The 25,555-nt window shown below is 66.1% G+C and carries 23 protein-coding genes; 10 read left to right on the top strand and 13 right to left on the bottom strand.

The annotated features are described in order from the left end of the window. Positions 1-140 precede the first annotated feature (140 nt). The 3 genes from ACTWPB_RS06430 to istB all read left to right on the top strand — a co-directional run bounded on the left by ACTWPB_RS06430 (position 141) and on the right by istB (position 4,782). Entirely contained in the window at positions 141-2,120 is a 1,980-nt protein-coding gene (locus tag ACTWPB_RS06430) for a tetratricopeptide repeat protein (protein ID WP_446224771.1), read from the top strand. A gap of 449 nt (positions 2,121-2,569) precedes the next feature. Then, positions 2,570-3,934, top strand: a complete 1,365-nt coding sequence (locus tag ACTWPB_RS06425; RefSeq protein WP_446222570.1) for a Mu transposase domain-containing protein — start codon at positions 2,570-2,572, stop codon at positions 3,932-3,934. Beyond that, entirely contained in the window at positions 3,931-4,782 is an 852-nt protein-coding gene (gene istB, locus ACTWPB_RS06420; protein WP_446222571.1) for an IS21-like element helper ATPase IstB, read from the top strand. The genes ACTWPB_RS06425 and istB overlap by 4 nt, the downstream gene beginning before the upstream one ends. Here the strand turns inward: istB and ACTWPB_RS06415 are convergent. The 10 genes from ACTWPB_RS06415 to ACTWPB_RS06370 form a co-directional block, all read right to left on the bottom strand. Then, a complete protein-coding gene (locus ACTWPB_RS06415) occupies positions 4,777-5,037 on the bottom strand; it encodes an IS3 family transposase (RefSeq protein ID WP_446226250.1) in 261 nt (86 codons plus the stop codon). The two genes, istB and ACTWPB_RS06415, sit on opposite strands and share 6 nt — an antisense overlap. A 309-nt stretch (positions 5,038-5,346) precedes the next feature. Continuing rightward, positions 5,347-5,757 carry a Rieske (2Fe-2S) protein gene (locus tag ACTWPB_RS06410; protein WP_446224770.1) on the bottom strand — a complete coding sequence of 137 codons (411 nt, stop codon included), beginning with the start codon at positions 5,755-5,757 and terminating at the stop codon, positions 5,347-5,349. Beyond that, positions 5,754-6,941: a ZIP family metal transporter gene (locus tag ACTWPB_RS06405; protein ID WP_446224769.1), complete on the bottom strand. Its 1,188-nt coding sequence runs from the start codon at positions 6,939-6,941 to the stop codon at positions 5,754-5,756. Before ACTWPB_RS06405 ends, ACTWPB_RS06410 begins: the two co-directional genes overlap by 4 nt. After that, positions 6,941-7,975, bottom strand: coding sequence for a multicopper oxidase domain-containing protein (locus ACTWPB_RS06400; protein ID WP_446224768.1), 1,035 nt, complete (start codon positions 7,973-7,975; stop codon positions 6,941-6,943). Before ACTWPB_RS06400 ends, ACTWPB_RS06405 begins: the two co-directional genes overlap by 1 nt. A gap of 112 nt (positions 7,976-8,087) precedes the next feature. Then, complete coding sequence (locus tag ACTWPB_RS06395; RefSeq protein WP_446224767.1) at positions 8,088-8,711, bottom strand: DUF305 domain-containing protein; 624 nt, start codon at positions 8,709-8,711, stop codon at positions 8,088-8,090. Positions 8,712-8,776: 65 nt separating this feature from the next. Next, positions 8,777-9,565: a DUF3105 domain-containing protein gene (locus tag ACTWPB_RS06390; RefSeq protein ID WP_446224766.1), complete on the bottom strand. Its 789-nt coding sequence runs from the start codon at positions 9,563-9,565 to the stop codon at positions 8,777-8,779. Then, the gene (locus ACTWPB_RS06385; RefSeq protein WP_446224765.1) at positions 9,562-10,566 is read right to left on the bottom strand and encodes a cytochrome c oxidase assembly protein; all 1,005 of its coding nucleotides are present in this window, start codon (positions 10,564-10,566) and stop codon (positions 9,562-9,564) included. Before ACTWPB_RS06385 ends, ACTWPB_RS06390 begins: the two co-directional genes overlap by 4 nt. Positions 10,567-10,576: 10 nt before the next feature. Next, the gene (locus ACTWPB_RS06380; protein ID WP_446224764.1) at positions 10,577-11,125 is read right to left on the bottom strand and encodes a copper resistance CopC family protein; all 549 of its coding nucleotides are present in this window, start codon (positions 11,123-11,125) and stop codon (positions 10,577-10,579) included. A gap of 108 nt (positions 11,126-11,233) precedes the next feature. Continuing rightward, entirely contained in the window at positions 11,234-12,172 is a 939-nt protein-coding gene (locus ACTWPB_RS06375) for a M56 family metallopeptidase (protein WP_446224763.1), read from the bottom strand. Further along, positions 12,169-12,531 carry a BlaI/MecI/CopY family transcriptional regulator gene (locus tag ACTWPB_RS06370; RefSeq protein WP_446224762.1) on the bottom strand — a complete coding sequence of 121 codons (363 nt, stop codon included), beginning with the start codon at positions 12,529-12,531 and terminating at the stop codon, positions 12,169-12,171. The genes ACTWPB_RS06375 and ACTWPB_RS06370 overlap by 4 nt, the downstream gene beginning before the upstream one ends. Positions 12,532-12,960: 429 nt before the next feature. Between ACTWPB_RS06370 and ACTWPB_RS06365 the strand changes: the two genes are divergently transcribed. Both ACTWPB_RS06365 and ACTWPB_RS06360 read left to right on the top strand, forming a co-directional pair. After that, on the top strand, positions 12,961-15,231 hold the full coding sequence (locus ACTWPB_RS06365) for a SulP family inorganic anion transporter (RefSeq protein ID WP_446224761.1): 2,271 nt from the start codon (positions 12,961-12,963) through the stop codon (positions 15,229-15,231). A 157-nt stretch (positions 15,232-15,388) separates the two neighbouring features. Then, positions 15,389-16,312, top strand: coding sequence for a cation diffusion facilitator family transporter (locus ACTWPB_RS06360; RefSeq protein WP_446224760.1), 924 nt, complete (start codon positions 15,389-15,391; stop codon positions 16,310-16,312). A 175-nt stretch (positions 16,313-16,487) separates the two neighbouring features. On the opposite strand, the gene ACTWPB_RS06355 is transcribed toward ACTWPB_RS06360, so the two are convergent. Continuing rightward, a complete protein-coding gene (locus ACTWPB_RS06355) occupies positions 16,488-17,183 on the bottom strand; it encodes a DsbA family protein (RefSeq protein ID WP_446224759.1) in 696 nt (231 codons plus the stop codon). A 118-nt stretch (positions 17,184-17,301) separates the two neighbouring features. Between ACTWPB_RS06355 and ACTWPB_RS06350 the strand changes: the two genes are divergently transcribed. From ACTWPB_RS06350 to ACTWPB_RS06335, 4 genes are all read left to right on the top strand, one after another. Then, positions 17,302-17,631: an ArsR/SmtB family transcription factor gene (locus ACTWPB_RS06350; protein WP_446224758.1), complete on the top strand. Its 330-nt coding sequence runs from the start codon at positions 17,302-17,304 to the stop codon at positions 17,629-17,631. Further along, on the top strand, positions 17,631-18,359 hold the full coding sequence (locus ACTWPB_RS06345) for a cation transporter (protein WP_446224757.1): 729 nt from the start codon (positions 17,631-17,633) through the stop codon (positions 18,357-18,359). The genes ACTWPB_RS06350 and ACTWPB_RS06345 overlap by 1 nt, the downstream gene beginning before the upstream one ends. A 983-nt stretch (positions 18,360-19,342) precedes the next feature. Beyond that, positions 19,343-21,202 carry a TetR/AcrR family transcriptional regulator gene (locus ACTWPB_RS06340; RefSeq protein ID WP_446224756.1) on the top strand — a complete coding sequence of 620 codons (1,860 nt, stop codon included), beginning with the start codon at positions 19,343-19,345 and terminating at the stop codon, positions 21,200-21,202. Between the two features lie 156 nt (positions 21,203-21,358). Next, entirely contained in the window at positions 21,359-23,191 is a 1,833-nt protein-coding gene (locus tag ACTWPB_RS06335) for an acyl-CoA dehydrogenase (RefSeq protein ID WP_446224755.1), read from the top strand. Positions 23,192-23,213: 22 nt separating this feature from the next. Here the strand turns inward: ACTWPB_RS06335 and ACTWPB_RS06330 are convergent, their stop codons facing one another. Continuing rightward, entirely contained in the window at positions 23,214-24,083 is an 870-nt protein-coding gene (locus tag ACTWPB_RS06330; protein ID WP_446224754.1) for an alpha/beta hydrolase fold domain-containing protein, read from the bottom strand. 163 nt (positions 24,084-24,246) lie between these two features. Between ACTWPB_RS06330 and ACTWPB_RS06325 the strand changes: the two genes are divergently transcribed. Further along, the gene (locus ACTWPB_RS06325; RefSeq protein WP_446224753.1) at positions 24,247-24,867 is read left to right on the top strand and encodes a TetR/AcrR family transcriptional regulator; all 621 of its coding nucleotides are present in this window, start codon (positions 24,247-24,249) and stop codon (positions 24,865-24,867) included. A gap of 9 nt (positions 24,868-24,876) precedes the next feature. On the opposite strand, the gene ACTWPB_RS06320 is transcribed toward ACTWPB_RS06325, so the two are convergent. Then, positions 24,877-25,521, bottom strand: a complete 645-nt coding sequence (locus tag ACTWPB_RS06320) for a TetR/AcrR family transcriptional regulator (protein ID WP_446224752.1) — start codon at positions 25,519-25,521, stop codon at positions 24,877-24,879. Positions 25,522-25,555 lie beyond the last annotated feature (34 nt).

Genomic DNA, 25,555 nt, shown 5'->3' with positions numbered 1-25,555 from the left:
ATCCCCCCTCAGCTGCGCGACGTCGCGAACGGGCGTCAGATACAGTGAGGCCATCGACGCTGGTCCCGGGGGAAGGCAGGTCAGTGAGCGCGAGCGCGACACCACCGTGGGCGAACCCGTTCATTCCCAGACAGCCGGTCATGGACGACATGGCGGCACATGTCCACCAATGCCGAACACACGGTCTCCCCGCCCTGATGTATGTCTTCGGTCTCGAAGGACTCGGTGTTTCCTGCCTGGTGACCCAGTTCTGGAGGGAACACCCAGAGCTGATCGAAGGTCAGATCATTTGGCTCGGCGGGCGCCGTTCCGACGGCACCATGGTGCCGCTCGGCGAATTGCTCACGAGGGCACTTCGACAGCTCGGAATTTCGGCGGCCGATCAAGGAGCGACCGAAGCGGAGAAGACCGACAGTCTCCATCGTGTGTGGCGTGACAAGAGATTTGTTCTCGTCGTCGACGACATCGCCAGCTGGGCTCAGATCCTGTCCTTCATCCCGGTCGATGTACCGGGCGCGATCATCATCGCGACCAGTCCTTTTCGACAGCGCGAACTCGAACAACGGGGATTTGCCGACTTCACCCCTGACCTTCTTCCGGACGAAGCCGCACGAACCTTGTTCGTAGACGGGCTGAAGGATACCGCCGAAGAGCTCGAACCAGCGATAATCGATGAACTGACCGATTTCTGTGGCGGCCTTCCACTTTTGATAAAAGTACTGTCCGCCCAGATCTACCGGCGGGCATACATGGCACAACATCTGCTGGCGCAGTTGCAGAATTCGGAGCTCCGTCTGCCCGAACTCGATGCCGAAAGGCGGATACAGAAATTCCTCGACACCGCCTACAGCAACCTCGACGAGGCCGATAAAGACGCCTTCCGTCTCCTCGGCCTCCTACCTGCGGAGCACATCGGTCTCGACGCCGCTGCCGCTGTGCTCGACGCTGCCGAGTCCGGTGCCGCCTACATCAGGCTCGAGAAATTGTCCGAGTTGAGCCTGATGACCAGTCGCGACTCGAAGCAACCCCGGTATGCCTTTCACCCGGCAGTCCACGACGACGCCCGAGACCGGGCTATGGCCACTATCTCGCCAGCAGTCCGGGACCAGGCTGTCATCACATGGGTCACCTGGTACCTACGTGAAACTTTGGCCCGGGCCAGAGCGATCTCGGACCGATGGTGGGTGTCCCCCGTCGCAAATCTACTGACCGAACTCTATGACGGTCGGGTTCCCCGATTCACCCGTTCCCAGGCCTTGGAATGGCTCGAGCTCGAAGGCCTCAACGCGATTGCGGCAGTCCGTGCGGCCCACCGTGCCCAACTACACCACCTCGTGTGGCCGTTTTGCGTGGCACTGTGGAAATACCTTCACTTGCACGGACTCTACGACGCGTGGATCGACATCCATCTGCTCGGCCTCGCCTCGGCCAGGGCCGTAGGATCTGAGCTCGGCGTGATGCAGCTGACTTCCCAGCTCGGCGCTGTCTACTTAGAACTTCGAGAATTCGACGCCGCACGCCAGCAGTTCATCGAATCGCTGGCCATCGCACGAGCCCAGAACCATGTACTCGGTGAACAGAGCGCGCTGGAGTGGCTCGGCAAGATCGCCGCCGCTGAAGGGCAATTCGCGGTTGCCCTCGCCTTCTACCAGCAGTCGTGGAACGTGATCGCGAACGCCACCGACGAGCAGATCAGCCCCACCGAACGAGCACGCGCCTTCGCCATTTTGTGGTTGCAGCGTGCCCGCGCCGAACTCGGCTCAGGAAATCCCGACCGCGCGCTCGCCGCCGCCGAACAAGCAGTCACCGCGTTCGAACCACATCCCACCGAGACCGACAACAGGGCCAAGGCGCACCTGATTCTCGGTCGTGCCCACCTCGCCCTCGGCAACGCACACACCGCGATCAGCGTGTTCGAAACAGCCTTTACACTCTTCGACGAGGAGAGGGTCGAAAAACAGAAGGCAGCCAGCAACCACCTCATCGGCGACGCGTACCGCACAGCGGGTGACCCCACCGCCGCGATCGAGCACTATCGTCTCGCGTTGGACTACTACCAGCGGGTCGGTAGCACCGCAGCCACTACTGTGGCTCGCTCGATCGCCGAGCTGAACGGCTGAGCGACACGCCTAACTCTGTCTCGCGCCATCGCAGTGGAATCTCGAACGCCTGGTGCAGAACTCTGATCCCATGCAGCCAACCCGTATACCCGGATGTGCAGACTGGCCGCCGCAGCACAGCCAAGGCTCGGTCGAGGTGACGGTCTACGGGGAGAGATGAGACTGACTGCTGGATTTGCCAATCTGCGCCTGCGACACAATACAAGTCGCCAGCGTGCTCCTGATTGTCGCCGAGGACCAGACCACGTCCGGTCGGCCGCGATCGAAGCGGCGCCCGACCAGATCGGGTGGGAACGCCGCCGCTGATGGCGCTCACTGAACTTCCCCACTGACGCTCACCGAAATTCCCCATTTGCCCGTGTGGCTCCGCCGTGAAGGGCGGGCCTCCTCCGATGCTGGTGGTTACCACACCTGACCAGCACTTTCATTCGGAGGAGGCCCGCTTTTCCATGTTGACACGTGAGGAAGATGTGGAAATCAGCGCCCTACGAGCACGAGGCTGGACGATCTCCCAGATCGCCCGCCATACCGGCCGTGACCGCAAAACCATTCGCGCCTATCTGGCCGGGGAACGCACCCCCGGCGTGCGGAAAAGGCACCTACCCGATCCGTTCGAACCGTTCCTGGACTACGTCACCGCCCGCCTGGAAGAAGACCCACACCTGTGGGCACAGACCTTGATGGACGAACTCGAACCACTGGGGTTCGCACTGTCGTATCAGTCGCTGACCCGCAACATCCGCACCCGGGCACTACGCCCGGTCTGCCAAGCATGCCGGACCGCGACCGAACGCCCCAACGCGGTCATCCCACACCTACCCGGCAGCGAAACCCAGTGGGACTGGGTCGATTTGCCCAACCCACCCTCGTCGTGGGGGTGGGGCGCTAACGCGCACCTGCTGGTCGGTTCGCTGGCCCATTCGGGCCGTTGGCGCGGCTATCTGGCACCCTCGACCGATCAACCCCACCTGATCGAGGGCCTGGACCGCGTCGCCCGCGCCTTGGGTGGGCTGACCGGATCGTGGCGGTTCGACCGCATGTCCACGGTCTGCCACCCCGCCAGCGGGCAAGTCACCGCCTCGTTCGCCGCCGTCGCGAAGTACTACACGGTGGTCCCCGCGATCTGCCCACCCCGACGCGGGAACCGCAAAGGCGTCGTGGAGAAGGCCAACCACACTGCCGCGCAACGATGGTGGCGCACCTTGGCCGACGAGGTCACCGTCGAGCAAGCCCAAGTATCTCTCGGCAAATTCTGTTCGCTGCGCACCGACACCCGACTACGCGCCACCGCTGAGGGGCGCGCCAGCGTCGCGACTGTCGCTGCGCGAGAACCGTTGCGGCCCATGCCGACCGAGCCCTATCCAGCGATGGTTGCCGAGCCCCGGGTCGCGTCGCGTCAAGCGATGATCTCTTGGCGCGGCAACCGCTACTCGGTGCCACCGGAGTTTGCCAGCGCGACGGTGATCGTGGCACAACCTTTGCGCGGCAAGATCATCGATATCGCAACGACCGACGGGATCGTGATCGCCCGCCACGAACGCGCCACCGACGGACTCGGCGCGACGGTGCGCGACCACGGACACGTCGTCGCGCTCGACACCGCCGCGATGGCCGCGGCCAACTCCGGCCGACCTCACCGCCGCAAAGAACGCATCCCACCCGGGACAGCCGCCCGCGCGGCCGCCGCGGCGCTACGCGCTGCCGTCGACCCCGCGACAGCACAGGCCTCCCTCTCGGCTGCGGATGATCCCGCGGCCACCGTCATCGATCTGGGCGCCTACGAGCGCGCCGCCACCACCAGGAGCCGAAAATGACTGCCTCCGAACCGAAAAAGACTCGCCGCCGCGTCACGGCCGCGGTCGGCGCGGACGAGACCGCGACTCGCTACCAACAACTGCGGTCGCATCTGGCTACGCTCAAACTTCACGCTGCCGCCGAAGCATTGCCAGCGGTTCTCGAGCATGCCAGCGCCGAACAGCTTTCCCCGACAGCGACATTGGAGAAGCTGTTACGGATCGAGGTCGACGACACCGAAGCCCGCCGCCTGACCGGGCGGCTGCGGTTCGCTAACCTGCCGACCCCGGCGTCGTTGGAGAACTTCGATATCGATGCCGCGTCCGGGATCGATCGGCCGCTGCTCGACGAGCTCGCTACCTGCGGTTACCTCGAAACCGCGACGAACGTGTTGCTCATCGGCACCCCGGGCACCGGCAAGACACATCTAGCGACCGGGCTGGCCCGCGCGGCCGCGCACGCCGGCTACCGCACCTACTTCACCACCGCCGCGGACCTGGCCGCTCGCTGCCACCGCGCCGCGATCGAGGGCCGCTGGGCCACCACGATGCGTTACTACGCTGGCCCGACTCTGCTGGTGATCGATGAACTGGGATATCTGCCCTTGCCCGCGGAAGCGGCATCGGCGTTGTTTCAGGTTGTCTCGCAACGGTATTTGAAAACCTCGATCGTGATCACCACGAACCGGGGTGTCGGATCATGGGGTGAAATCCTCGGCGATAACACCGTCGCGGCGGCCCTATTGGATCGGTTGCTGCATCGATCGATGGTGATCAATCTCGACGGGGATTCCTACCGGCTCCGCGACCACCAGGCCACCGCGGAGAACCTCCGCCGAACGACGACCGGGAACCGGCAACCTCTATAATCGACACCGCTCACGGGTGGGGAATCTCGGCGAGCACAGGCGGGGAAATTCGGCGAGCGCCGTCACCGCCGGATCAACGACCGTGGTGGTCTTGAACGTGCGTGGACTGATCCCCTCGATCCCGAGATCGACCATGACCGCGGCGACGGTGTTGACCGAGACCGCTTCCCTTTCATCGCGGAGATCGGCGGTGATCCGCGGCGACCCGTAAGTCCCCTTCGACGCGCGATGGCGGGCGAGGATCTTCACCTCCAGGTCGCGCTGTCGCTGGACCCGCGGCGAGGCACCGATGCTGCACGCACCCGCAGATGCTGGTAGTAGCCCGAGGTCGATACCCCGAGCAGCTCGGAGCAGGTTCTCGTGGACATCGAGTTCGCGGGCGATGTCGCGGACGAGGCATGGTGAACATCCTTCCAGGGACCGATGGTCCCGCTATCTCGGATGTCCACTACTTCAGGGGAACCTCAGGAGGGACGACTGATCCTTATCCGCGAGACAGCGGACGGGTCGGTGTGATGACCGGGCGTGGTGCCTGATGCCTGCCTTGACGTGGCGGTATCGAATTCAGGTGATGATGATGGCGTCGCCTTCAACCGCGACTGTGCGTTCGGGCAGCGGTTTTTGGGCGGGACCCGCGGCGACAGATCCGTCGGTGAGGCGGAATTTGCTGCCATGGCAGAGACATTTCACGACGTCGCCCTCGATGTCGGTGACCGCGCACCCTTGATGGGTGCAGACCGCCGAGAACGCCCGGTACATCCCCTCACCGGGGTGGGTGACCAGGATCCGGTGCTCGGAAAATACTGTGGCGCTACCGATTTCGATCTCGGTGCGCGATACGCGCACCGGCTGACCGTCGGACTCGGAGGCCTGCCCGGTCGCGCAGCCGGTGACCGCGACCGCGCACAACGTGCACGCACCAGCCAGAGCGGTGCGGCGAGAAACCGGGGTGGCGAGGGGGCTGGTGGCGGTCATCCGGCCACCAATAGTCCGGTCGCCCACATGGTCACCAGTCCGGCGCCGATCCCGGCGAGGGTGCGGGCGCTGATCGTGGTGGTGCCTGGTTCGCGCACGCTGGGGGTGATCTGGACGATCACCTGGACGATCGCGCCGACACCGACCCCGAGCAGCAACGCCGAGACTTCAGGATTGTTCGCGCTCGCGCCGATCACCGCACCCAGGATCGCCGGTGCGCCCGCGACCAGCCCCAATCCCGCCAGCGCTGCCAGCGATGGGCGGCGTTCGGTCAGGGGGGCGACAACGGCCAAGCCCTCGGTGGTGTTCTGGATGGTGAAACCGATGACGAGGAACGTGCCGAGGGCGAGTTCGCCGATGGCGTAGGCGGATCCGATGGCCAGGCCTTCGCCGAGATTGTGCAGACCGATGCCGATCGCGATCATCAACGCCAACCGGATGCCGCTCGCCGTACCTTGCTCGGCCGCGGCGTGGCGGCGACCGCGCAGCCATTGGTCGATCGCGGTGAGCGTCAGGAATGCCAGGATCGCGCCGAGGACGACCAGCGAGGCGCCACCGAACGCGGCACCGGAGGTGTCGGCGATCTCGAAACCCTCACTGGTGCCTTCCCACGCCAGGAACACCAGCAGCCCGATGGTGAACCCGAGCAGCACCCGCACGGTGGCGGTGCCGACCGAGCGCAGGAACGGCAGGAACAGCATCCCGAGCACCACCGGGATGATGCCGACGTAGGTGCCGAGCAAGGCCATCAACCCGAAGAACGAGGCACCGGCCTGTGGGGTTTCGACCGCGGCGGCGATGTCGTGTTCGATGACCAGCCCGGTAGAGGTCAGCAGCGAAACCTTGTACGGCTGCCCGTTCTGCCACGGATAGTCGAGCACCAGGTGCGCCGAGGAGAGTCGGCCGATCGGTTCGGTCGGTCCGGTGAAGTCGACATAGGCGTCGTTGACGAAAACCTGCGCGACCGCGACCGGGTCGGGCCCGGTGTTGCGCAGATTCAGCTCGATCGAGCCGGGTTCGAGGACTACCTTTTCGACGCCCACTTCCTCGACGGGCGGTCCGGCACGGTCGGGCAGACTCGCTCCACCGAGTAGAGCGATCCCGATCAGCGCCAGAACCAGCAGGATCAGGGTGGCCAGGCCCAACAGCCAGGGCCGACGTTGTGTGGGTGTGGGGGCGCTCATCAGTCGGTCACCTCGAAGAACCCCATCCACCCGAGTTCGGCGAATTCTGTTTTGTGGGCATGGAACATGTACTTGCCCGGGTGCGGGAATCGCATCTCGCAGATTCCGCGTTGACCTTGGCCTTGCACGATGGTGTCGGTGAACTCCGAGGACTGCAGCCGAGTTCCGGTCGGGTAGTAGTCGAAGAAGTTGCCGTGGACGTGGAAGCTGTTGATCGGGTCGTACTCGAGCACATTGACCAGGTAGATGCGAACCAGTTCGTTGCGTTTCACGCGCACCGGTTCGTGCATGTAGTGGAAGGGGATCCCGTTGACCGCGTAGAGCTGGTTGCCTTCACCGTCGAAAGTGGTGTTGTAGCCGTGCATCACCATCACCATCTCGTCCGCGGGCGGACGCGGTGCGGGTGGGTCGACGATGAATGTGCCGTACATGCCGCGGGCGATGTGCTCGGCCAGCGGTCCTACGTGGCAGTGGAACAAGTGCAGCCCGAACGGTGTCGCGTCGAACTCATATGTCGTGGATTCGCCTGGCTGGATTATCCCGGCGCCGAGGCCGGCGATGCCGTCCATCTCGGCGGGGTGGATGCCGTGGAAGTGCAGCGTGTGCGGGTGCTCGGAGCCGTTGCGGAAATGCACTCGCAGCAACTCGCCTTCGCGGCAGCGCAGGGTCGGGCCGGGGATGCGGGCGTTGAGCGTCCATGCCGAGAAGGTGACACCGGGGGCGACTTCGATGTCTTCGTCGCTGGCGAAGACCTCCCACTCACGCAGGGTCCGTCCATCGGGCAGGCGCGTGGTGGTGCCGTAGTCGAAGTCGCGCAGGACCTGGGTGGGGTTGAACCCGTTGGCGGTGTGGTCGACGGTCTGGCCGATACGGAAGGTGGGGCCGTCGGCTCCGCCACCATGGGCACCGCTGTGACCAGCGGGTGTTTGGGCTTTGGCCGGGGACGCGTCCAGCAGGCTGCGGCCCGCCAGCGCTAATCCGGCGGTGCTCGCCAGTGCACCGCCCAACAGAAAACGGCGGCTCGGATCACTCATATTGCAAATAGTTTGGCATACCGAACTATTTGATTCAATACGCCAAACAATATTGGAGAATCGGCCCGGCACCCCGGTTGCCAGCGGCGGCGATCACGTCTCGGTGCGAACCTCAGTTCATCGGCAGCGTCGGGGCGCCGCGCTGCGCGAGCATGTCACGCAGGGTCTGCGATTCGGCAGTCTGTGCGTTGTCGATCTGTTCGGCCAGTGCGGCGACGGCGGGGATCGTCGCGGTGTCGCGCGCCACACGCGCCATTGTCACACCGCCTTCGTGGTGACGGAGCAACAGTTGCAGATACCGGGTGTCGAAATCGGTTCCGCGGATTCTGCGCAAATCGGCGAGTTCTTCGGTCGTTGCCATCCCTGGCATGCGCATCGGCCGCTGCTCCGGCATCTGATGCGCCGCTGCCGGTGTATGCGCATCCGGCGCGCTCATCCAACGCATCGGCTGCTCGGAGGACACCGGCTGGTCCCACAGCATCAACCAGCCGCGCATCATCCCCAGCTGGCTCTGCTGGGTTGTCAGGACGTCGAAGGCCAATGTCCGCACTGCGGGGTCGACCGCTTGTGTCAACGCCGTCGCCGACATCTCGACCGCTTGGTTGTGGTGGGTACCCATGTCCTGGGCGAATCCCACATCGACGACATCGATCGCTGTCTCCGACGGGTCCGCCAGCACCATCGCGCGCACCCAGAATCCGGCGAGCAGGCCCACGATCAGTGTGACTGCTGCCACCGCGACCACGATCGAGGTGAACCGCGATCGCCCGGGTAACGCCGCGACGGGTTGGGGCTCAGCGGTCATCGCGGGCCGCCGGCGGGCTTGGTGGATGCACTGCCGGCCGGGGTGATCTGCACGGCGTCCGGTCCCGGTGGGGCCGGGTCGAACGGGGGCGGCGCGTCGGGGTCGAATCCGGCCCCGGTGGTGGCGCAGCTGGCTCCTGGCTCGGGGTGGGTGTTGGGGTTTTGCCGCAAGGCATTGACGAAGCGCGTGATGCGGGGGTCGTCGACGGTGTCGAGTTTGAGCTGGCGACCCCACGACTGAAGCGCGACAGGCGAATCCAGATTCGGATAGGGCGACATCAGCATGTAGGGCTTGCCGGCTACCTCGGCGCGCAAGGCGGAAAGCGCCTCGGCGTCGAGACGATCCGGGTTATAGGTGATCCAGACAGCGCCGTGTTCGAGCGAATGGACGGCGTTCTCGCTGCGGATCGGGTTCGTGTACACCTCGCCGGTGCAGGTTGCCCAGCTCTGGTCGTGCGGGCCGCCGAACGGCGGGGACTGGTCGTAGGCGACACGCTGGGTTGCCCGCACATGACTACCGGCCGGATATTCCTGCTTGGTGACTCCGTCGATGCGTTCGGAGGGGTCCGGCTGGCTGGTTCCGGGAACGTAGCGTTGGGCCTCGGCGTATTCGCGGTACTTGGGGACGTAGTGCACGGCGAGTCCGGCGGTCAACGCGACGATGGCCGCGGCTGCCCCGATCACTGTCCACGGTGTCTGCTTGCGAGCGAGCTTTTCGGCCGCCGCCTTCCTCACGCCGCGGGAGCCGCGTTTCCGGTTGGCCGCCGGAGGTCTGGATGTGCTCATTCGGTGGTCCTTTGTGCTGTCGAGCCGACCGGGATGGAGTGGCAGGCCCGTGTATCAGCGGGGGCAGGGTGGAGGGTCTCGAGGAAGGCGTTGTAGGCGTCCAGTTCGGCGTCGCCGGCTATGTCGGCGCGATGGTCGGCGACGGCGTTCTCGCGCATTTCGTCGCGACGCCAGCGGATCGCGAAGACGATGACCACGACAAGCGCGACCGGTTCGCCGTAGGACCATGCGAGGGCGCCCGCCAGGTACTGGTCGCGCATCGCGTCGATGCCCCAGTTCGTCGGCGGATCAGCGAACAGCTCCACGATCGGAGTGGTCCCCATCATCAGGATGACGCCGAAGAACACGTGTAGAGGCATCTCGACGAACAGGTCGAAGAATCGCCCGAGGTTTGTCTGGCGGAGGGGAAGTGGACCGATCGACAAGATGGGCACGACGAATAGCAGGCCGCTGAGCAGGAAGAACAGTTCGAACATTTGGTGACCGGCGACTGTGGACCCGACGGTGTCGAAGACCGGCGTCAGATAGATCCCGTAGTAGCTGAACAAGAAAAGCGGGATGGTGAACCCGGGGTGCAGCAGCACTCGCGCGGTGCGGCTACGTAACCCACTCAGCGCCATGATGAGGACAGCCCGGCCGAAGCCGTGGTGCGGTGTCGCGCGCAGCAACATCAGCCCGGGGCAGCCCCACACCAACAGCGGGGGAATCGTCATCGACAGCGTCAGGTGCTGGAACATCCAGACGCTGAACAGCTGGTATCCGTAGCCTTCGATGCCCAAGCCGGTAGTTCCCGCCAGCAGCAGGCACCCGCCGAGGAAGCACGCGGTGCGCCACCATGGCCATGGTCGCCGCAGTCGGCGCAGCCGCAGGAGGCCGGCCAGGTAGAGCACGGCGGCCGCGACCGCCAGCACTGGGAGAACAGGAAACGGCTGGGGATTCCATGCCAGCATCGAACCGATCGACGGTGCCGAATCGGGCAGGTGGATCGACGTGGCGAGCATGTCGTCGATCTCAGTGCCGTGATCGCTTGCCGACACGTAACGTCACGACCACGCCACCCACGACCAGCGCGAGAAGGACCCCGATCAGCGGCCATGGGATTTCACTCGACGCCGGTGCAGTAGCCGATGATTCGCTCGCTCCGGCATTCACAGTCGATTGCGTATCTGCCGGTACCGCGGTCGATGATGCCGGGACGGCGGTGTAGGTGAAGTCGTAGGAGCCGGTGATGGGATGTCCGTCTTCGGAGACCACCCGGTAAGCGACCGTGTACTGCTGCGGCGGCATCGTCGGGCTCACGGCGACACCCACCGTCTTGCCCTCGACCTTCGATACTTGGGCGGCCCAGCTCGTGCCGCTGCTGTCGGTCACGCCGACGGTGGCGAATGCGGCCCCGATCTGCTGATTGAACGTCAATTCGATCATTGTCAGTGGCGAGTCGACGCGCGCTCCCGCGGCGGGTATCGAGCTGTCGAGCTGGCTGTGCGCGCTCGCCGGGCCGAGCGGCAGCACCACCGCCAATGCTGCCAGCACTGCGACAACGACGGTTCGTCCAACCATTCCCGGCCTCCCGAGTACGCGTTCCGCGGAGGCAGTCGTCGCCGCGCGGCGCGGTCGATGACCCGGCGCCGAAAACTATGCTACATAGTTGTTGGTTGGCGTCCGGCATCAGGACACGAGCAGGCACGCTGCTGCGGCACAAGCCAGGATGCCGGTCGGCGGGGCTGTGGCGGCCAACACCAGATACAGGCTCATCGCCCGCCACCGCGATGATCGCCGCGGCGGGGTCGAGGGCTCCAATCGCCGCAGGCGTTGCTGCAGGACCTGACCGCCCAGCGAGAGCGTGGCGGATGGCTCGCCGGTCGTGGCCGCGACAGCGCAGAGAGCTGAACGGATCGTCGCGGGGCTGGTGGCGGCTGCGGCGGAGTCGTCGGCGGCGAATTCGGCCAGAGCGGCCACTGCCTTCGGCGCGCCGGCGAACAGCGGGATCCAGGGCAGCGCCGCTGCCAGAACTTCACAGCCTCGAATCAGGCGATGGTGGCCGCCACGCAGGTGCGCGTACTCGTGTGCGAGTACCGCCCGTCGCTGGCTGTCGTTGAGCTTGCGCGCCAATCCTTCGGTGGCGACGACCATTCCGGGTCGGCCGTCGACGCTGTAAGCCATCGGCTTCGGGTGGTCGAGCCACATCACCGGCACCTCCTCGGTGCCAGGGCGAGCGACCACACTGACCACATCGCGATGGTAGGCGCGCACCCGCGCTCCGGCCCGAGCGTGTCGACGCGCGCTCGTCGCGACCCGAATGACCAGGCCCGCGACCACCATCAGGCCGGTGGCAGTCAACAGATCGGTCACCCAGCTCGGCACCGCGTGGACCACCTGGGTCAAACATCGCGAGGCAGCTTCGGCCAGGCCGACACCTGGCGCATGCCCTGGCCACACTCCCGCGATCACCGCGACCGCGCCCCGCCCGAGCACCGCGGCGAGGCAGGCCTGCCAGCATCCGAGGGCGGCGCGGGGATTCATCGACGGCGTGATGCGGTGCAGCAAGGCCGGTGCGGCGAGGGCCAAGATCGCGGCAGCCCACATCGCTCCCAACGCGATGATCATTTCCTCGACCGCTTCGCCGGACGGGTGCGCCCCCGATGGAACGCTTCGGATTCGGACTCGGTCACGATGGAAGCCAGGTGGAGCAGCACGGACTCGGGGTCATTGCTGGAGTCCATGATTCCGCGCACGACCTCGGCGGTCGCTTCGGCACGGGAGCGCGTCGGCCGGTATAGATATGCCCGCCGGTGCATGACGCGCACCACCCACTCCTTCTCGTGGAGGTGCGTGAGCACAGTCAGGATGGTGGTGTAGGCGTAGGGGTCGGGCAGGCGCTCGAGGATGTCACGCACCGTCAGCGCTTCGGAGGTGTTCCACAGCACGTCCATCACTCGGGCTTCCAGAGTGCCCAATCCGTTCATCGTCCTGCCTCTCTCTGTGCGTCCCGACTGCGGCCAGGTCGACCGGGCAGCAATCGTGCAGACACCCACCGATCAACTATCGCTGATCAGCGATGCGCTGTGCACACCGACCAGTAGGATCCAGCCCACTTCTTCGGCGAGCTAAGTACTATGCGACATAGTTGTTTCTGAGAAGTGACTTAGAGTTAGCTGGTTTGTGACGTGGGTTACAACTGCTGCAACGAACCGGGTTCTAGGGTTTCGATCGTGTCGCTTCCCCTCATCAGGTAAGGCACATGCCCGACGGTGCGATGGCTCCCCCGGCAGGGACCCATCCGCCGTCGGGCCTTCGAGGAGCCCTGCCTGCGATGTTCCGCGCAGCTCCTACCTTCGACCGCCGACGGCACACCGTCATCGGCCACTAGACCGACTCCGGTGGAGGAAACACTCATGTCCCAGGCCGAGGCGCACGAGCGCACGGGCGATCCACACGTTTCACAGTCACCACTGACCGATCGGCTCCGTGGCGTTCTGCGCCATGATCTGCCCGCATCGGTCGTGGTGTTCCTGGTGGCGCTGCCGCTGTCGCTGGGTATCGCCATCGCCTCCGACGCCCCGATCATGGCCGGTCTGATCGCCGCGGTCATCGGTGGCATCGTCGCGGGCGCGGTCGGTGGCTCGCCGCTGCTGGCCAGCGGCCCAGCGGCCGGACTGACCGTCGTTGTGGCCGAACTGGTCGCCAAATTCGGTTGGCAGGTCACCTGTGCGATCACCGTCGCCGCCGGCGTGCTGCAAATCCTGTTCGGACTGAGCCGGGTCGCCCGGGCCGCGTTGGCGATATCCCCCGTCGTCGTGCATGCCATGCTCGCCGGCATCGGCATCACCATCGCGATCCAGCAGTTGCAAGTTCTGCTGGGCGGGACATCGCGAAGCTCGGTGTGGCAGAACCTGACTCAGTTACCAGCCCAGCTGACGCGTCTGCACTGGGGAGACCTGGTGATCGGGCTCATCGTCATCGTGACGTTGCTGTCGTGGAAGAAGGTGCCCGGCGCACTGGGGCGCGTTCCTGGCGCACTGGTCGCGGTGGTCGCGGCGACTGTCGTGTCGTTGGTGGCGCCACTGGGTGTCGAGCGCATCGTGATGGACGGATCCCTGTTCGACGCGATCGCACTGCCGTCGCTGCCCGAAGGCAAGTGGCTGGCCGTCGCTACCGGCGTCTTGACCGTGGCACTGATCGCGAGCGTGGAAAGCTTGCTCTCGGCGGTAGCGGTGGACAAAATGCACTCCGGTACGCGGACCGATCTGAACCGCGAACTCATCGGCCAGGGCACGGCGAATATCGCCTCGGGCATGCTCGGCGGTCTGCCGATCACCGGTGTCATCGTTCGCAGCGCGACCAATGTCGCGGCGGGCGCGAAGTCCAAGGCATCGACGATCCTGCACGGCGTCTGGATTCTGTTGTTCTCGGTTCTCCTGGCCGGCATCGTGCAGCAAATCCCCAAAGCCGCACTGGCAGGACTGTTGATCGTCATCGGCGTCCAGCTGGTCAAGGTGGCCCACATCCGGCTCGCGCATCGCACCGGTGACCTGTGGGTCTACCTGATCACCGTGGCCGGAGTGATGTTCCTCAACCTGCTCGAAGGTGTGCTGATCGGGCTGGTCGTGGCGATCGCCCTCGTCGTCTGGCGCGCGGCGCGGGCGGACATTCATGCCGAACCGGTCGGCGAACCAGGCTCGCGGCGCTGGCGCGTCGTGATCGAAGGAACATGCACCTTCCTGTCGCTGCCGAAGCTGTCGGGCGTGCTGGATTCGGTTCCCGAAGGCGCTGATGTGACCGTCGAGCTGACTGTCGACTTCATCGACCATGCCGCGACGGATGTGCTGCACGAATGGGAACGCCGCCACCGCGAAGCCGGCGGGACCGTGCTCATCGACGAACTCGGCTCCGACGCGCTCTCGGCGACCACCCAGGGTCCGCCGCAGCGCGGATCCTCAGCACAAGCGCGCGGTTTGGAGCCCTGGAAAGCCTGGCAGGACACGGACACCGCCGCCGAAGCCCAGCTGCGCTCGGGTCCGCTGCGCCCGATGCTCGATGGAATCTCGCGCTACACCCGCCGCCACGCCCCGATGGTTCGCACGCACCTCAACGAACTGCGCGACGGGCAAGCACCGAGATCGCTGTTCTTGACCTGTGCCGACTCGCGAGTGGTTCCCAATGTCATCACCCACAGTGGTCCCGGTGACCTGTTCACCGTCCGTAACGTCGGTAACCTGATTCCCGCCGAGAACGCCGATACCTCCGTCGAGGCCGCGCTGGCGTTCGCGGTCGAGGAATTGGCTGTCTCCTCGATCATCATCTGCGGGCACTCCGGATGTGGCGCGATGGGCGCCTTGCTCAACGATGCCCCGGTGTCGACGAGCATCCGCGAGTGGCTCGACCACGCCCGGCCCAGCTTGCACGCCTATGTCGCCGGGCATCCGGTCGCGGCGGCGGCCGCGGCGGCCGGATTCGATACCCGCGACCAGTTGAGCATCGTCAATGTCGCGATCCAGGTCGAGACGGCCCGTCAGCATCCTCTCGTGGCGATCGCGGCGGCCACCGGGGCGGTGCATATCGCAGGGCTGTTCTTCGACATCGCTACCGCCACCGTGTGGCACGTCGGGACAGACACAGTCACCGAACACCACGACGAACTCCTCCCCGACGCCGTGCGCGTCTGATCGGCCGCCCGGCTCGACCTGACTCGCAGCCTCATCGAGCCTGCGAGTCAGGTCCCGCCATTTCCTCTATACATGCACACATGCGCATGTTATTGTCTGTTTGTCGGGTAGAGACGTCCGGACGGTGAAGCCACCGCGGCAACAAGGAGGTTCGACAGTGGGCGCAGGACACAGTCACGGATCGAGCAATCCAACTCAGGGCAGCGCCTCGAGTCGGTACACAACCCGCCTGGCGATAGCGATCGGCCTTGGCCTGGTCACCTTCGTCGCCCAGGTCACGGTCGGACTTTCGACCTCGTCGCTGGCACTGCTGTCGGATTCGGCGCACGTGTTCACCGACGTATTCGGAGTGACGATGGCACTGGTTGCGGTCCTGATCGCACGCTATGCCATCATCGGCGGCGCCCGCTCGTTCGGGATGTATCGGGCGGAAGTTTTCGCCGCGCTGTTCAACGCCATCCTGCTGTTCGGCGTGGCCGGCTGGGTTCTCTACGAAGCCGTCGGGCGCCTCTCGGACCCACCGGAGGTTCCTGGCCTGCCCGTGGCGCTCGTCGCCGTCGTCGGCTTGGCGATGAACGTGATCAGCATGCTGATCCTGCGCGAAGGCGCCAAGGAAAGCCTCAACATGCGCGGGGCGTATCTGGAAGTCATGGCCGACATGCTCGGCTCGCTCGGCGTGCTGGCCAGCGGCCTGATCACCATTTTCTTCGGCTGGCGCTACGCCGACCCCGCGATCGGTGTCGCCATCGGACTGTTCGTCCTGCCACGCGCCTACCATCTGGGCCGCCAGGCCTTGCGGATCCTGTTCCAGCATGCCCCCGCCGACCTGGACCTCGGGCGGATCGAACGCTCACTGCGCGGACTCGACGGCGTCGAAGCGGTCCACGACCTGCACGTGTGGACTCTTACCCCGGGCATGGAAGTCGCCTCCGTGCACCTGGTAACCGACCCTGACGCCGACACCGACGCGGTGTTGGGCGCAGCCCAACACCTGTTGGCCCAGACCTATCACCTCGAACATGCCACCGTGCAGATCGAACCCGGGCACGACAGCGAGCTATGCCGCAAAACAACCTGGTAGAAGCTGCGCCACAAGACTTCTCGACAACAGTACGACCCCTACCTGATCCGCGTCCACGGGGACGATTACCGCTCCTACCTCGCCACCACCGGGGATCGGCCGGGTCACCACCTGAGCAAATCCGCTCGCGGAATGAGCTACCCCGGCCGCGCCGACGCGCCGGCCGGGGTACGGGTCATTTCAGGGCATCATCCAAGGCGGCGGCAAGATCACGGGAATCACCTACGGTGATCTTCTTGCCATCGACGAAGAAGCTCGGCGTTCCCCCGACTCCCAGCGCCAGGCCCTCGTCGAAGTCCGACCGTACGCGCGCTGCGGTAGCCGGGTCGGTGTAGGCCGCGTCGAATGCGGCCATGTCCAAGCCGATTTCGACGGCCAGACCCCGAAACACCGCATCCTGGGCCACTCGTTTCTCGCCCCATTCGGCCTGGGTTTCGAACAGCCGCTGATACATCTGCTCGAACCGGCCCTGCCCGGCGGCAGCTTCGGCGGCGCGAGCGGCCCGTCCCGAATTGACGTGTGAGGGAATCGGGAAGTAGCGGACCACGAAACTCACGCGGTCGCCGTACTCGGTGCGCAACTGCTCCATCGCCGGATACATCGCCCGGCACGCTTCGCACTCGAAATCCAGGAACTCCACCAACGTCACCCGTGCGCCCGCCGGGTCGGACAGGCGATGACTGCCCGGGCGCACCACCATCGCCTGCCCGACTGCGGTCGCCCCGCCCGGCGCGGGAGCCGATGCGGGAGCCGATACGACGCGGTCGTCGTTGCGGGCCGCGGCCAGCACCACCGCGCCGACGACGATGGCCAGCACCGCCGCCACCGTGGTCACGATCCGGACGCGGCGCGACGCCGAACGGGCGGTCACCAGAACCAACTCCGGGCAAACAGGACATATCGGGAGGCTTCGATCATGGTCGCCATGCTAGCCGCACGGGCATGATCCACTATTCCATGAATACAGATTTCGATGTACCGTCGATGGCATGGAGACCGTCCTGCACACCGACGCGCTGGCCCGCTTCGGGCATGCCCTGTCCGACACCACCCGCACCCGCGTCCTCCTCGAACTGCGAGACGGCCCTGCCTACCCGGCGGACCTGGCCGACACGATCGGGGTTTCCCGCCAGATCCTGTCCAACCACCTGGCCTGCCTGCGCGGATGCGGCTTGGTCGTCGCTGTTGCGGAAGGTCGGCGCTCCCGCTACGAACTCGCCGACGCGCGGATCGCCGCCGCGTTGGGCGACCTGCTCGGGCTGGTGCTCGCGGTCGACCCGGCCTGCTGCCCCGCGCCCGACACCGAGGGGTGTTGCTGATGGCCTCCCTCGGCCTGCCCGCGCTGCCCACACCGATTCCGGCCGAGCTGGACCCGGCGCGTAAGGCGTTGCTGGCGAGACGAATTCAGTGGTTTGTCGCTGCGACCATCACCTACAACGTGATCGAGGCGATCATCGCACTCACCGAAGGCGCGCGGGTGTCCTCGACCGCGCTGATCGGATTCGGCCTGGACTCGGTGATCGAGGTGTCCTCCGCCGCCGCCGTCGCCTGGCAGTTCGCGGGGCGTGATCCGGAGAAACGGGAGAAGATCGCGCTGCGCATCATCGCGTTCTCCTTCTTCGCCCTCGCCACCTATGTCACCGCCGGCTCCCTGCGCGCTCTGCTCGGTGCCGGCCAGGCCGAGCACTCGACGATCGGTATCGGCTTGGCCGCGGTCAGCCTGGTCGTCATGCCTGCCCTGTCCGCAGCTCAGCGCCGCGCCGGACGCGAACTCGGATCCGCTTCGGCCGTGGCCGATTCCAAGCAGACCCTGTTGTGCACCTACCTCTCGGCGGTCCTGCTGGCCGGGTTGTTGCTCAACAGCTTGTTCGGCTGGTCGTGGGCCGACCCGATCGCCGCGCTGGTGATCGCGGTGATCGCTGTCAAGGAAGGCCGCAACGCCTGGAAGGGCCAGACCTGCTGTCCGACTCCGCCGATCGGCCTTACCGCACCCGCGGCGGCCGGCGACTGCGGTGACGGCTGCTGCGCTGCCGAGAAGGACCACTGACCGGCCCATCGACTATCCCGGGTTCTGCCTGGTTTCCAGCGTTTGAGTGATCGGCACGTGGGGTCCAGTGACCAGTAACGTGAAGAGTCACGCTGACGCAGTCAGTGCTCCTGCCGGGCTTGCGGCGGTGTGCTCCCGATTCGGGTCGAACCCGGCGTTTCTGCTGGTTGGCGGTGATTTCCCACGCAATGATGATGATCATGAACCGAGCCCGCACAACTGCGTTCGCTGGGGTCCTAGCCGCCAGCGCGTTCATACTCCCTGCCGCCAACACCACCGCTGTCGCGGCGCCTCCCGCCTGCGGAACGACTCTGGACAGCTGGGTCGGCCCCGAGAGCACCGTCACCTACAGCGGAGAGGTCACGCACAAGTTCCAGGGGGCTGAGGCCCGACTGACATACACCCTCGAGCTCACTCGCACCGCTGCGACCGAGGGAACCGGGCTCCTGACGGGGGCCGCACTACAAACCCGCGTCAATTCCCGCGGTGAAATCTACCCTGAGAACGGACAGATCCGGCCTCCCCGGTCGGGAGCGAACATCGCCATCGCGATCGGGAAGCCCGGTGAGAAGGGGTTCAAGGTCACTAGCCTCTCCCAGCCCACGTGTGACGACTCGGGGCAGGTCGTGAAGGCATTGGAACGGTCCCCTTTCGAAGACGGCTGGGTGAACCGGGTGTCGTAGTGACGAGTTGCCGGGGCTCGTGTAGCCCGGTCGGGCGGGCACAGAATCCGCTCCTCGCGATTCTCCGGCACACCCTTTCCACCCATCGACGCCGGCGCTCCCATCCCGATCGCTTCGCCGCGGTGTTCGTCCTCGGCACCGCGATCACCGCGGCGGTCGCCGCCAACGAAGGAACCCGAGGAGGAAAGTCTGAATATTGCTGTATCCAAACTGTCGGATCGCGACTACATTCGGGTGAGCGCGTCCACCGCGCGAAGCAGACCGGCAGAGGCAGAGATCGGGGAATCCGTGGCGAGAATCATGCCGTCAGCAGGTCGCTACGGGGGCCTGACGGCCGACGAGCGGCGCGCCGAGCGCAGGGATCGGCTGTGCGAGACCGCGCTGGAGACCTTCGGCGCGGGCGCCGGATATCGGCACACCCGCCTGGTGGATCTGTGCCGCGCCACCGGCCTGTCCACCAGGCAGTTCTACCAGGAATACGACACGCTCGAAGACCTCCTGATCGAGCTGTACCTGCACATCGACGACATGGTCGAACAGCAGGTACTCGGCGAGGCAGGCCGCACGAAGGACCAACCGCTGATCGACCGATCGGCGGCGATGATCCACGCCTATCTGGCCCCGTTCGTCGATGATCGGCGCCGCGCCAAGATCGCCTTCGTCGAGGTGGTCGGAGTCAGCGATCGCCTCGACACCCGGCGGGCGCGGTGCCGGTCACGTCGGCTGGACCTGCTGTGCGATCTGTTCGACGACTTCGCCGCCCGCGGGGAGATCGCGCCGCGCGACTTCCGGCCCACCGCCGCCGCCTTCGCCGGCGCGCTCAGCGGCCAGATGCACGACTGGTCGATGGGGTGGGTGGACGCCACCACCGACGAGTTCGCTGAATCCATGCTGCGCATGCTGCTGGGAATTCTCGGCGCGGCCGGCAAGGAGGCCGCGCCATCGCGGCCCGGGTCCGAGATCACGCCACCGGTGCGCCGCCGGCCACGCAATCGCCGCGCGACCATTCTGCAAGCAGCCACCAGCGCCTTTGCCGAGAACGGCTATCACCGCACGTCCATGGCCGATATCGCCTCGGCGGTCGGCATCACCCACGCCGCGCTGTATCGGCATTTCCGCACCAAGCAGGACCTCCTCGGATCCTGTCTGCGCGAAAGCCTCGACTTGATCATCGACCGGGTCGGCGGCACGCGAGAAAGCGGTGCGGCGCTGGCCGAACTGGTCCGGGTCGCGTTGGAGATCCGGGGCCTCACCCGACTGTGGCAGCTCGAGTTCCGCAGCCTGACCGAGGCCGACCGGGTCGGCGTCCTGAGCCGCGGGGTTCGCCTGACCATGCTCATCCGGCAGGCCATCCGGGCCCGCCGACCCGACCTGAACACCGCGGATCACGAAGCGCTCAGCTGGATCGTGCTGTCGGCGGTGACGAGCACGTCCAACCACCGCACCCCCCTGCCCGCGGACCGGTTCGCCCAGGTACTCGGCAGTGTCATGGATGCCGTCATCGATATCCGCTTCGGCGGTGGCGAAGCGCTCCCCCTGCTCGACCGCGCCGGTGCCGACGAAGCGAGAATCCAGTCCGCGCACGACCCGCGCGGGGAACAGATGATCATCGCCGCCGCCCGGTTGTTCAGCGAACGCGGTTTCGGCGCGGTGAGTATCGAGGACATCGGCGCCGCGGTCGGCGTCAGCGGTCCCGCGCTGTATCACCATTTCGCCGGCAAGACCCACCTGCTCACCGAGATCATGGACCGCAACAGCCAGTGGGTCGAGATCTTCACCCAGCGCGCTCGTACCGAAGCCAGGGACCCCCAGGCATCGCTACGCCTGGCGTTGCGGTACTACATTCGATTCGCCATCGACCAGACCGACGTGGTCAGTACGGCTTTCAGCGAGATCGGGCACCTCCCCGACGACGCGGCGGCCCGGTATCGCCAGATCCACCGTGAGGGCAGTATCGGCTGGGCCCGTCTGTTGCAGACCATCCGCCCCGAGCTGTCGATGGCCACCGCGCGGGTGCTGATCCACACCATCACCACCGTGCTCACCGATACGGTTCTCAACCCGCGACTCGCCCGCCGCGCCGACCTGCCCGACCTGCTGTTCGCCCTCGGCGAGCAGATCGCCCTTGCCGAAATACCACCAGAACTTTGTGATGAGTGACTTGCAGAATTGACAGCAGCAATCGAGCCAGCTCACGAGCTATAAATGCCCTTCACAACCCCTTATCGGCGCGTTACTTAGGTTGCACGAGTGGATCTGCTGCGACATCATGGCTCCGCGGCATCATGTCGTGCTTCCCGTCGAGAGGTGAGGGCCGTGGGCCACTACAAGAGCAACGTTCGCGATCTGCTGTTCAACCTGTTCGAGGTGTTCGGCCTCGACGCCGTTCTCGATGCGGGCGCCTTCGGCGACCTCGACGGCGAGACGGTGCGGACGATGCTGACCGAGGCGGCGCGGCTGGCCGAAGGCCCGGTCGCCGATTCCTTCGCCGAAACCGACCGCACCCCACCGGTATTCACCCCGCAGACCCACTCCGTCCAGCTGCCCGAACCGTTCAAGAAGTCGGTGCGGGCCTGGCAGGACGCAGGCTGGTGGCGCGTAGCCAAGAGCGAGCAGGTCGGTGGCGTGCCCGCGCCGTCGATGCTCGGCTGGGCGATCAGCGAGCTGCTACTCGGCGCCCAGCCCGCCGCCTACCTGTACCTGACCGGCCCGGGGATGGCCGATATCCTCACCCGCATCGGCACCGAGCAGCAGCAGCGCTGGGCCACCCACATGATCGAGCGCAACTGGGGCGCGACCATGGTGCTCACCGAACCCGACGCCGGATCCGATGTCGGCGCGGGCCGCACCAAGGCCATCGAACAGGAAGACGGTTCCTGGCATATCGAAGGCGTCAAGCGATTCATCACCTCCGCCGACTCCGACGACCTGTTCGAGAACATCGTCCACGTCGTGCTGGCCCGCCCCGAGGGCGCTCGACCGGGCACCAAGGGGCTGAGTCTGTTCATCGTCCCGAAGTTCCACTTCGATGATCACAGCGGCGAGCCCGGCGAGCGCAACGGTGTCCTGGTCACCAATGTCGAGCACAAGATGGGTTTGAAGGCCTCGGCGACCTGCGAACTGACCTTCGGCGGCGACGGCGGGCCCGCGGTCGGCTACCTCGTCGGCGAGATCCACCACGGCATCGCGCAGATGTTCGAGGTGATCGAGGAAGCGCGAATGATGGTGGGTACCAAGGCCATCGCCACGTTGTCCACCGGCTATCTCAATGCCCTCGAGTACGCGAAATCCCGGATTCAGGGCACCGATCTGGCGCAGGGTGCGGACCAGGCGGCGCCGAAGGTGAGCATCATCCACCACGCCGACGTCCGCCGGTCGCTGATGATGCAGAAGGCTTACACCGAGGGCCTGCGCTCGATCTACCTCTACACCGCGGGCCATCAGGACCCGTCGGTCGCTCGCCACCTCTCCGGCGCCGACGAGAACATCGCCGCCCGCGTCAACGATCTGCTGCTGCCGATCGTCAAGGGCGTCGGCTCCGAACGCGCCTACCAGTTGCTCACCGAATCGCTGCAAACCTTCGGCGGGTCCGGGTTCCTGCAGGACTACCCGATCGAGCAGTACATCCGCGACGCCAAGATCGACTCCCTCTACGAGGGCACCACCGCCATCCAGGCCCAGGATTTCTTCTTCCGCAAGATCGCCCGCGACCGCGGTGTCGCGCTGACCCACCTGCTCGACCGGGTCCGCGCCACCGCCCACTCCAACGCCGACGGTGGACGGCTCAAGACCGAGAAGATCCTGCTCGCCCATGCACTCGAGGATGTGCAGGAGATCGCGGGCGACCTCACCACACACCTGCTGGCCGCGGCCGAACAGCCGTCCGAGCTCTACCGGATCGGCCTCAACGCGGTCCGGTTCCTGCTCGTCGCCGGCGACCTGCTGGTGGCGTGGCGACTGCTCGTCGCCGCCGAAATCGCCTTGGCCGCACTCGATTCCGACGAGACAACCGACGCCGCCTTCTATCGAGGCAAGATCATCGTCGCGTCGTTCTTCGCGACCACCGTGCTGCCGCACCTGACCGCGGAGCGGGCCGTCATCTCCGGCACCGACCTCGCGGTGATGGACCTCGACGAAGCGGGGTTCTGATGCAGCGTGGGCGCAGCTCAGTTCACCTGCCCCCTACTATTTCGCGCACGATCGCCCGGGCCGCCGCTCGACCTTCCGGCGCGGGCACGAGCGGGTAGACGTGAATGGCGTCCTGGCAGACCGTCATGGTCAGATCGGCGCCTTCGGCGTCGGCGCGGCGCCGGAGCCGAACGGCATCGGGGTACAGGATGTCGCGGGTGCCGAACCACAGTGATATCGGTGCGAGGTCACGCAGTTCACCGTTGATCGGGCTCAATCGAGGATCTGTCAGGTCCGACCCCGCGGCCCAGACGAGTCCGGCCCTGCGCACGCCCGCGCCGACCAACCACGGGTCACGTCGCTGCACAGCGGCGGCGCCGGGATCGGTCAGGCCCAGGTCCAGCCAGGGAGCGATGAGGACGATCCGCCGCGGCTGGGGCAGCGGACTGCCGAGCAGCGACTGCGCGAAGCCGAGCGCGAGACCACCGCCCGCGGAATCGCCTGCGACCGTGATGGCGTCGAATCGGTCGAGCAGCTGCCGGTACACGGTCGTCACCAGGTCGTAGGCCTGGTGCCAATGATGGTGGGGCGCTAGGCCGTACAGCGGAACTTCGACGTGAACGCCCGCGTCCGCGAGCTGGCCGATCAGGCGCCAGTGCTGCGACACGATCTGCTGAAAGTATCCGCCGCCGTGCAGATACACCACCGCGGTCGTGGCCTTTTCGGCGCGTGGCGCCACTGTCCAGCAGTCGAAACCGTCGATCGTGCGCATGCTGACCTGGTGGCGGGCGCGCAGCCGGGCCGGTGGCCGTCCAGCCCACGGCCGGCGTCGCATCGCACGGTCGACGGACTCCGCCGTCAGGTAAGTCCGCCGTCTCGTCGCGCGGACGAACACCGCGGCCGCGCGCATCATCAAGCTCACTGTCGGCTATCTCTCCAGTAGTCGGGATCGGGCATCAGGCGAGGCAGTTGTTCGGAGCCGGGACACGGCCTCGGAACACCGCCGACCAGCAGGCAATTGGGAATCGACTGTCATCACTTTAACGGCGTAGGCGCCCCAATGGTCAAATATCGGGATGGCAGACACTTCTTCGACGCCAGGGCGCCCCTACGCGGGCGAGAGCCACACCGACCGAGCCGCGCGACGCTCCGAGCAGCTGCTCGATGCCGGGTTCGAGCTGTTCGGGACCGTGGGCTACCGCGCGACGACGGTGCGTGCGCTGTGTCGCGAAGCGAAGGTCACCGACCGCTACTTCTACAAATCGTTCGCCAACAGCGAGGACCTGATCGCCGCCGTCTATCGACGGTGCATCGACCGCCTCCAGGACGCGGTCCTCGACGGTTTGCGTGCGGCACCGTCGACCGACCCGGACGCCCTGATCACCGCGGGGCTCGATGCGTTCTTCGCCGCGGTCGAGGATCCGCGGCTGGCCAGGATCGTCTGGCTGGAGGTGCTCGGCGCAAGTCCACGCCTGGACGAGCTGTACATCGCCACCCTGAGCACCTTCCTCGACATCATCCCGGCCACCGTTCTCGATGCCTTCGAACAGCAGGGCCTGGACCGCGAACACACCCAACTCGTCGCGATCGCGCTGGTCGGCGCGATCAATACGACGGGTATGGCATGGTTCCTGCGCGGCTACGACACCCCGCGATCGGCCATCGTCGCCGCGGCGAAACGCGTGATCACCGGCTGATCGGGTCCGCTACTGCTCCTGACGCCGCTGGAAGGCGGCGGTGAACAGCGACGCGCAGGTAGCGGTGAGTTCGTCGGGATCGTGGTTCCTGCCCTCCATCAACCAATACACGAGCAGGTGGTTGACGCCGCCGACGAGCGCGACCGCGGTGAGGTGATGACGTTGCGGTGTCAGCTCGGTATCCAGCGCCGACCACACGCTCATCACGATGTCGGCGAATTCGCGCAGGACGCCGTGTCGCCGTTGCTCCATGGCCGGCGAGACGCCGACGACCTCGACGAGCACTACGCGGGCCCGTCGCGGGTCGGCGGTGAGGTATCCGATGAAGCCGGACAGGCCGCTGCGGGCGATCGCGGCGATATCCGTCGAACCGGCCTCGGTGGTCTCGGCGATCGCGGCCAGGGTCGCCGCCCGCATGTCGCTCACGATGCCGTCGTAGAGCGCGGCCAGGCATTCCTCGCGGTCACCGAAGGACTCGTAGAAATAGCGCTCGGTGAGGCCCGCCTGCTGGCAGAGCCGTTTGACGGAAGTCCCCTGATATCCGTCGGTGCCGTACAGCTCCAGGGCGGCGTCGAGCAGCGCGATGCGTCGCTGCCGGGTGCGCTCCACCGGCGCGAGGCCGTTGTATCGCCGCCTGACTGGCACTTCGGTCATGACACTCCTTCTACTCCCGTATCAGGGTACCCAG

The organism is Nocardia sp. IBHARD005 (assembly GCF_052814245.1).
The sequence above is the reverse complement of the archived record's forward strand: the minus strand, read 5'-3'. Positions and strand labels throughout refer to the sequence as shown.

What these genes read in the sequence shown, in the direction of transcription:
- ACTWPB_RS06430 (WP_446224771.1), top strand. Translation starts at nt 141, where the DNA reads ATGGACGACATGGCGGCACATGTCCACCAATGCCGAACACACGGTCTC.
- ACTWPB_RS06425 (WP_446222570.1), top strand. Translation starts at nt 2,570, where the DNA reads ATGTTGACACGTGAGGAAGATGTGGAAATCAGCGCCCTACGAGCACGA.
- ACTWPB_RS06390 (WP_446224766.1), bottom strand. Translation starts at nt 9,565, where the DNA reads ATGAGCACATCCAGACCTCCGGCGGCCAACCGGAAACGCGGCTCCCGC.
- ACTWPB_RS06380 (WP_446224764.1), bottom strand. Translation starts at nt 11,125, where the DNA reads ATGGTTGGACGAACCGTCGTTGTCGCAGTGCTGGCAGCATTGGCGGTG.
- istB (WP_446222571.1), top strand. Translation starts at nt 3,931, where the DNA reads ATGACTGCCTCCGAACCGAAAAAGACTCGCCGCCGCGTCACGGCCGCG.
- ACTWPB_RS06330 (WP_446224754.1), bottom strand. Translation starts at nt 24,083, where the DNA reads ATGATGCGCGCGGCCGCGGTGTTCGTCCGCGCGACGAGACGGCGGACT.
- ACTWPB_RS06320 (WP_446224752.1), bottom strand. Translation starts at nt 25,521, where the DNA reads ATGACCGAAGTGCCAGTCAGGCGGCGATACAACGGCCTCGCGCCGGTG.
- ACTWPB_RS06365 (WP_446224761.1), top strand. Translation starts at nt 12,961, where the DNA reads ATGTCCCAGGCCGAGGCGCACGAGCGCACGGGCGATCCACACGTTTCA.
- ACTWPB_RS06405 (WP_446224769.1), bottom strand. Translation starts at nt 6,941, where the DNA reads ATGAGCGCCCCCACACCCACACAACGTCGGCCCTGGCTGTTGGGCCTG.
- ACTWPB_RS06410 (WP_446224770.1), bottom strand. Translation starts at nt 5,757, where the DNA reads ATGACCGCCACCAGCCCCCTCGCCACCCCGGTTTCTCGCCGCACCGCT.
- ACTWPB_RS06340 (WP_446224756.1), top strand. Translation starts at nt 19,343, where the DNA reads ATGCCGTCAGCAGGTCGCTACGGGGGCCTGACGGCCGACGAGCGGCGC.
- ACTWPB_RS06345 (WP_446224757.1), top strand. Translation starts at nt 17,631, where the DNA reads ATGGCCTCCCTCGGCCTGCCCGCGCTGCCCACACCGATTCCGGCCGAG.
- ACTWPB_RS06375 (WP_446224763.1), bottom strand. Translation starts at nt 12,172, where the DNA reads ATGATCATCGCGTTGGGAGCGATGTGGGCTGCCGCGATCTTGGCCCTC.
- ACTWPB_RS06400 (WP_446224768.1), bottom strand. Translation starts at nt 7,975, where the DNA reads ATGAGTGATCCGAGCCGCCGTTTTCTGTTGGGCGGTGCACTGGCGAGC.
- ACTWPB_RS06385 (WP_446224765.1), bottom strand. Translation starts at nt 10,566, where the DNA reads ATGCTCGCCACGTCGATCCACCTGCCCGATTCGGCACCGTCGATCGGT.
- ACTWPB_RS06370 (WP_446224762.1), bottom strand. Translation starts at nt 12,531, where the DNA reads ATGAACGGATTGGGCACTCTGGAAGCCCGAGTGATGGACGTGCTGTGG.
- ACTWPB_RS06325 (WP_446224753.1), top strand. Translation starts at nt 24,247, where the DNA reads ATGGCAGACACTTCTTCGACGCCAGGGCGCCCCTACGCGGGCGAGAGC.
- ACTWPB_RS06350 (WP_446224758.1), top strand. Translation starts at nt 17,302, where the DNA reads ATGGAGACCGTCCTGCACACCGACGCGCTGGCCCGCTTCGGGCATGCC.